This is a genomic window from Micromonospora sp. KC213 (assembly GCF_004348325.1).
Lineage (GTDB): Bacteria > Actinomycetota > Actinomycetes > Mycobacteriales > Micromonosporaceae > Micromonospora.
In genome coordinates this window covers 1-6,945 of the sequence record NZ_SMKF01000237.1, presented here as the reverse complement: position 1 = coordinate 6,945, position 6,945 = coordinate 1, and the positions used below count along the sequence as shown (strand labels likewise).

Below are 6,945 nucleotides of genomic sequence, written 5' to 3'. Positions count from 1 at the left end.
GGCGGGACACCGTGTGCACGGGCGCCACCGCCGGTTCGACGGGTTGCCGGCCGATCAGCCAGCAGAGGAAGCGTGCCATCGCCTCAGCCGACCGCGAGGCGACGCGCCTCGTCCTTCGAGATGGCGTACTCGGCGCCGCAGAACGAGCACTGCTGCACGTAGCGGATCCGCACCGGGATCAGTGGGATGAAGAAGAGGGTGAACTTCGTGGACCGGCGGGTGATCACCTGTGCGGCCAGGTTGCCGCAGTTGCGGCAGACGGCGCTGGCCACACCTGACCGGCTCACCGACGTGCGGAGTCCGAAGATGAAGAACATCGCCCGCCTGTACCCCACCGGCGACGGTTGTATCCCGGATCTCAGGAAATGGTCCGTCGCCAGGGGCGGCGGGCGTCGAGTTGGGTGGCGAGCAGTTCCAGGAAGACCCGGAACTCATCCTCCCCGTGCGGCGTCGGCAGCTCGTCGGTGAGCGGACCGCGGTGCCGCCGGGCCTGGGCGATCGCCGCGGCGTAGACGCGCGGGCCGGCCACGAGGTTCCGCCGCTCGACCATGGCGTCGGCCATCCGGCCCGCGGCGGCCTCGTCCAGTACCCGAGTGAAGATCAATCCGTAGAGGATCTGGTTGACGACACCCTTCCAGTCGTTGCCGGGCATCGCTGGCCTCCTCGGTAACCGCCTCGCCGGTCGGGGTGACGATGACATGATCCACCTGTGCCGGCCGGTGAACCGGTGGACCCGCCGGACCGGTGGGATCTCGTCACGCGGCGACCACTCGGGCATCCTCCGACGAGGCGGCCAGCCCGGACCAGGCCAGCGGGAATTCCTCGCCTGGGAGTGTCCGGATCCGGCCCTCGCGTTCGTCACCCTGATGAGACCACGACACCGAGGAGCCCGACGATGAAGTTCATGATGTTCGCCTGCACCGACACCGAGCCGGACGCCGACCCGACGGCCGCGCCAGACATCGAACGGTGGGTCGCCGAACGGGACGCCGCCGGTCAGCGGCTGCTCGGTGAGCGGCTGGCCCCGCCGTCGGCGGCCACCACGGTCCGGGTCCGCAACGGTGAGCTGCTGCTGACCGATGGGCCGTTCACCGAGACCAAGGAGGTGATCGCCGGTTTCGACATCCTGGAGTGCGCGGATCTGGACGAGGCGATCGAGGTGGCCCGCGCGCACCCGATGGCCTACGCGGGACGGATCGAGCTGCGTCCCTTCGACCCGATCAGCTGACCCCGGTGACCGACGCGGCGGAGGCCGTCGCCGTGGCCGGCGCGGAGGCGTACCCGCGGATCGTCGCCACCCTGATCCGGCTCACCGGCGACTGGACGCTCGCCGAGGACTGCGCCCAGGAGGCACTGGTCTCGGCACTGGAGCGCTGGCCCCGCGACGGGATGCCCGGCAATCCGGGCGGCTGGTTGGTGACGGCCGCCCGGAACCGGGCCGTCGACGTGCTGCGCCGCGCCTCGGTGGAGCGCCGCAAGCTGCACGAGCTGGCGCTGCTCACCGATCCGGCGCCAACGCCGGGTGGAGAGGGGGACGTGGTGGACGACCGGCTGCGGCTGATCTTCACCTGCTGCCATCCGGCGTTGGCCCTCGATGCCCGGGTCGCGTTGACGCTGCGCGCGGTGGCCGGGGTGCCGACCGCCGACATCGCCCGGGCCTTCCTGGTCAGCGAATCCACGATGACCCGACGGATCACCCGGGCCAAGGCCCGGATCGCCGCGGCCGGCGTACCGTACCGGGTGCCAACCGGGTCCGCGCTGGTCGAGCGGCTGCCGGGCGTGCTGGCCGTGCTCTACCTGCTGTTCACCCGGGGGTACGACGCCGACGGCGAACCCGCCTTCGCCGACGAGGCGATCCGCCTGACCCGGCTGCTCGACCGGTTGATGCCGGCCGAGCCGGAGGTCGCCGGCCTGCTGGCGCTGTTGCTGTTCCAGAACTCGCGCCGGGCGGCCCGCCGCGATTACGACGGCAACCTGCTCACCCTCGACGAGCAGGATCGCTCCCGCTGGGACCACGCGGCGATCAGCGAGGGGCTCGCGGTGCTCGACCGCGCCGGCCATGACGGCCCGTACGCTCTCCAGGCCCGCATCGCCGCCGCCCACGCCACCGCCGCGACCGGCGCGGACACCGACTGGGCCGCCATCGCCCGGTGGTACGACGCGCTGGCCCGGATCCGCCCCACCCCGGTGGTCCGGCTCAACCGGGCGGTGGCCTACGGCTACGCGCGCGGGCCGGCGGCGGGGCTGACCCTGCTCGCGAAGGCCCGGGAGGGTGGGGCGCTCGACGGCTACCCGCCCGCGCTCGCCGCCGAGGCCGAGCTGACCGCCCGCATCGGCGACCCGGCCCGTGCCAGCACGCTGTTTCGGGCCGCTGCCGCCCTCGTGGACTCCGATTCGGAACGAGAGGCCCTGCTCCGGCGTGCCGTGTCGCTGACAGCCACAGGGCCGTAGGCGCCGGGTCTGTTGGCCGGGGCGGCGTCGGCGACCGGGCCGGCGCGGACCCGGCAAACCGGCGCCGCCCTCCACCCGGGCCACACCCACTGTTACGAATACGTTACGCCTTGCGCCAATTCGGAGTCGTAGACGGTGAGCTGAACGTGATCGGATCAACTACCCTTCGCAACACGGCGGGAATCCGGGGTTCACAGAATCGGTCCACCACCGGGCTCGCCACGGTCCGACAGGCCCCGCTGCCCTACCAGGTCCATCGTGGAAGGAGCGACGTCATGTCGTACGTGAAGCCAGGAGACCTGGCTGTCAAGATGATCGACGCGGGCGAGGCGAAGGTCTTCATGGCCGCTCGGGACACCCTGATCCGCGCGTACATGGCCGGCGCGATCCTCTCCCTGGCCGCGGCGTTCGCCGTCACCGTCACCGTGGAGACGGGTGAGCCCGTCGTCGGCGCCATCCTCTTCCCCGTCGGGTTCTGCATGCTGTACCTACTCGGGTTCGACCTCCTGACCGGCGTGTTCACCCTGGTTCCCCTGGCACTGATAGACAGACGTCCGGGCGTGCGGTTCCGCTCGGTGCTGCGCAACTGGAGTCTCGTCTTCGTCGGTAACTTCGCCGGAGCGCTCACCGTCGCCCTCATGATGGCCGTGACCTTCACCTTCGCCTTCACCGGCGAACCGAACGACGTCGGCCAGGCGATCGGCAACATCGGCGAAGGTCGTACGGTCGGCTACGCCGAACACGGTGCCGCCGGCATGCTGACCCTCTTCATCCGGGGCGTCCTGTGCAACTGGATGGTCTCCACCGGCGTTGTCGGCGCGATGATGTCGACGAGCGTCTCCGGCAAGGTGATCGCCATGTGGATGCCCATCCTGGTCTTCTTCTACATGGGGTTCGAGCACTCGGTCGTGAACATGTACCTGTTCCCGTCCGGACTGATGCTCGGCGGCGACTTCTCGGTCATGGACTACCTCGTCTGGAACGAGATCCCGACCGTCATCGGCAACCTGGTGGGCGGTCTGACCTTCGTGGGCCTGACCGTGTACGCGACCCACGCCCGCACCGGCACGACCCGAAACCGACCTGCTTCCTCCGCGCCCGCCGCCGCTTCGAAGCGCGTGGCGACGCAGCCGGAGGTCCGCGTCCCGACCAGGTGAGTACGCCGTCCGGCGCGGGTCGGACCGACGGACACCGGTTCGCGGGTGTCGGTGACGCACGCCGGTGTGGGCCGTGGCCCCACACCGGCAGCGGTCAGGCACCGGCGGGGATGTCCTCCTCCACCCAGATCGGCTGCCAGTCGGCCACCTCGTGGTAGCGGCGCCTGGTCTTCCCGTCGGAGCCGTCCAGCTCGCAGGTGATTCGTTGTCAATGGTTACGACGAAGGCCGCGCCACACCCGGCGCGGCCTTCGTCCACGCCTCACGGCGTGGCCCACCTCAGCGGCTCATGGCGTCCAGTCGGGACGCAGGGGGTAGTTGTTCACGCCCTGCGTCCCGTTGCGGGTGGCGAGAACCTGGTGCAACTGGATGCCGTTGGTCTCGAAGGCCAGCCGTGACCCGGCCAGGTACAGCCCCCAGACCCGGGCCCGACCCTCACCCACCTCGGCCACGCAGAAGTCCCAGTGCTCCACCAGGTTGCGGCACCAGGCGGCCAGCGTCAGCGCGTAGTGCTGGCGGAGGTTCTCCTCGTGGTGCACCTCCAGCCCGGCGTCGTGGATCTCACCGATCAGCCGGCCCGGCCCGGCCAGCTCGCCGTCCGGGAACACGTACCGGTCGATGAACGCGCCGGACCGGTGTGGGGCGCGGTTGTCGGCCCGGGTGATGCAGTGGTTCAGCAGCCGGCCCTCCGGACGCAGCCGCTCCCGCAGCGCCCCGAAGTACGCCGGATAGTTACGCACCCCGATGTGCTCGGTCAGCCCGATCGAGGAGATCACGTCGAACTGTTCCCGCGGGGCGTCCCGGTAGTCCAGGTGCCGCACCTCGGCCAGCCCGGTCAGGCCCTCCCGCTCGATCGCCGCCTGCGCCCACCGCGCCTGCGCCCGGGACAGGGTCACCCCGAGTGCCCGCACGCCGTACTCGCGGGCCGCGTGCCGGACCATGCCGCCCCAGCCGCACCCGACGTCCAGCAGCCGCATCCCCGGCCGCAACGCCAGCTTGCCGGCGACCAGGTCGTACTTGGCCGCCTGCGCCTGCTCCAGGGAGTCGCTGGGGCTGCGGTAGACCGCGCAGGTGTACGTCATCGACGGGCCGAGCACCTTCTCGTAGAAGGCGTTCGACACGTCGTAGTGGTGGGCGATGGCGGAGCTGTCCCGGACCCGGGAGTGGCGCAGCCCGGTCATCACCCGCCGCCAGCGCGGCTGCGCCTCCTGCGGCGGGGGCGGGGGCGGCAGCAGTCGCTCCCAGCCCAGCCCGCGAACCAGGGCCAGCCCCTCCGCCACCGACGGCACCCGCAGCCGCAGCCCGTCCCTGAGCACCCGCAACGCCTCGTACGGGTCGCCCGGGTGCACCCCCTCCAGCCCCAGGTCGCCGCTGACGTACGCCCGCGCCATGCCCAGGTCGCCCGGCGCGGTGAGCAGGTACGACAGCCCTCGCTCGGAGCGGATGGCCAGGGTGATCCCGGCGTCGGCCGGGCCGGTCGCGCTGCCGTCGTACCCGGTGATCCGGACCGGCAGGCCCCCGGCGGTGACCGCGCGGATCACGTCCGCCACGGTCGTCCCCGGACGCCGACGCCCCGGCGGCGTGGCCGGCGTGGCCGCCGCGCCCTGTTCCCGATCGGTGAGGCTCATCTTCGTGCTACCGCCTTCTCGTACAGTCCCGTAAGCCGGTGATCCGGGTCGTAGCGGTCCCTCACGGCACGCCAGACGTCCCCGCCGTAAAGCCGGTCGAACGCCTCCCGGTCGTAGTACGCGTCCGAGTAGAGCGACTTGTGACCGCCCGCCTCGGACACCGCCCGCTCGATCGAGCGGTTCACGTCGCCGTCCGCCGCACCCTCGGCGATCGGCACACTGCCCCAGAACCCGACGTTCACGTAACTGCGCCCCGGTTGCAGTGGATACAGCGGCCAGGCCCGCGCCGAACCCGGCCCCGCCGGCTCCCGCAGCCGCAGCGGGCAGAGCCAGACCGGGCTCATCCCCACGTGCCGGGCGAACCAGCGCAGGAAATCGGCGGTTCCCTCCAGTGGGATCTCCACGTCCTGCACCACCCGCTCCCGGGCGGGCCGCCCGCGAAACCGGTCCACCCGGGCCGCCACCTGGTGCCGGTGCTCGAAGCGGACCAGCCGGTGGTAGACGTCGCTGCGCCGCCACCGGGCCGGCCAGAGCCGACGGATGACCGGATGCTGCACGCCGAACGCCGACGAGCACCAGAACCAGTCGGTGTCCCAGCGCCACAGGTAGTGGTACGCGGTGAGCGCGTCGCGGGTGCGCCGGCGCAGCGAACGGTAGTAGATGTCCTGGCCGGTGTAGTCGCTGAGCCGGGGCGCGTCGTCGGTGAAGGTGGCCAGCACCAGGTACGCCTCACCGGGGCTGAACATCACCCCGTCCATCGCGTCGACCGGCTGGCCCTCCCACTCACCCTTGAGGATCACCTCGCCGACGGCGTCGGTCAGCTCCTCCAGCCGGGCGAACCGTACGTTGCGCAGCACCACCGCGTGGCGTACGGGTTGCAGCTCGATGCGCAGCCGGGTGGCGTAGCCGAGACTGCCCAGCGAGTTGGGAAAGGCGGCGAAGAGGTCGGCGTGCTCCCCGTCGGGGCGGGCGGTGACGAGGTCACCGGCGCCGGTGAGCACGTCCAGTTCGGTCACCGACTCGTGCGGCAGACCGTTGCGGAACGACGTCGACTCGATGCCCAGCCCGGTGACCGCACCGCCCAGGGTGATCGTGCGCAGCTGCGGCACGACCAGCGGCATCAGCCCGTACGGCAGGGTGGCGTCCACGAGGTTCTCGTAGGTGCACATGCCCTGCACGTCAGCGGTGCGGGCGTCCGGGTCGACGGCGAGCACACCGTCGAGCCCGGAGACGTCCAGCCCGGGCGCGCTGACCGCGGCCCGGGGACGGAATAGGTTGGAGGTGCGTTTGGCGAGGCGTACGGGTTGCCCCGGCGGCACGGCCGCGTACGACCGCCGCAATGTCACCACCGCCCGATCATGATCACGCAGTGCGCGCATGAGATCACTTTACGCTCCGCGCCCGGTTGGTGGGGCTCCACAATCGCTGTGTCGCGGCCGGACCTGGGCAGGCGGGCCGACGGCCGGCGTCGATTTGGTCACCGCCGCGCGGGCCGGGTGGCCGTCACGCCGGCCGGTGGGTCACTATGCCCTCATGCCCGTTCCCGACGCACCCCGAGACCCGTCCGGCACCGTCTACGCGGGCCGCCGGGCCACCCGCCCGGGTCTGCCCCGGGACCCGCTGCTGCGGGTCGCGCTCGCCGTCGGGTTGGTCGGCATCCTGCTCGGGGTCTTCTTCGCCACCGGCGTGCTCGGCGGCGGCGAGGAATCC

General features: G+C 71.6%; 7 protein-coding genes. 3 read left to right on the top strand and 4 right to left on the bottom strand.

Annotated features, from left to right (window positions below):
• Window positions 1–83 precede the first annotated feature (83 nt).
• Together E1166_RS28335 and E1166_RS28330 are read right to left on the bottom strand one after the other, a co-directional pair.
• Window positions 84–317, bottom strand: coding sequence for a zinc-ribbon domain-containing protein (locus tag E1166_RS28335; RefSeq protein WP_132270904.1), 234 nt, complete (start codon window positions 315–317; stop codon window positions 84–86).
• 41 nt (window positions 318–358) lie between these two features.
• Window positions 359–652, bottom strand: coding sequence for a hypothetical protein (locus E1166_RS28330; RefSeq protein ID WP_132342943.1), 294 nt, complete (start codon window positions 650–652; stop codon window positions 359–361).
• A 252-nt stretch (window positions 653–904) separates the two neighbouring features.
• Between E1166_RS28330 and E1166_RS28325 the strand changes: the two genes are divergently transcribed.
• The 3 genes from E1166_RS28325 (at window position 905) to E1166_RS28315 (ending at window position 3,608) form a co-directional block, all read left to right on the top strand.
• Window positions 905–1,228: a YciI family protein gene (locus tag E1166_RS28325; protein WP_243706476.1), complete on the top strand. Its 324-nt coding sequence runs from the start codon at window positions 905–907 to the stop codon at window positions 1,226–1,228.
• A gap of 5 nt (window positions 1,229–1,233) precedes the next feature.
• Window positions 1,234–2,451 carry a sigma-70 family RNA polymerase sigma factor gene (locus E1166_RS28320; RefSeq protein ID WP_132342942.1) on the top strand — a complete coding sequence of 406 codons (1,218 nt, stop codon included), beginning with the start codon at window positions 1,234–1,236 and terminating at the stop codon, window positions 2,449–2,451.
• 275 nt (window positions 2,452–2,726) lie between these two features.
• Window positions 2,727–3,608 (top strand): formate/nitrite transporter family protein, encoded by an 882-nt coding sequence (locus tag E1166_RS28315; RefSeq protein WP_132342941.1) that lies wholly within the window; start codon window positions 2,727–2,729, stop codon window positions 3,606–3,608.
• A 286-nt stretch (window positions 3,609–3,894) separates the two neighbouring features.
• On the opposite strand, the gene E1166_RS28310 is transcribed toward E1166_RS28315, so the two are convergent.
• Entirely contained in the window at window positions 3,895–5,235 is a 1,341-nt protein-coding gene (locus tag E1166_RS28310; protein ID WP_132342940.1) for a class I SAM-dependent methyltransferase, read from the bottom strand.
• Window positions 5,232–6,614, bottom strand: a complete 1,383-nt coding sequence (locus tag E1166_RS28305; protein WP_132342939.1) for an FAD-binding oxidoreductase — start codon at window positions 6,612–6,614, stop codon at window positions 5,232–5,234. The genes E1166_RS28310 and E1166_RS28305 overlap by 4 nt, the downstream gene beginning before the upstream one ends.
• Window positions 6,615–6,945 lie beyond the last annotated feature (331 nt).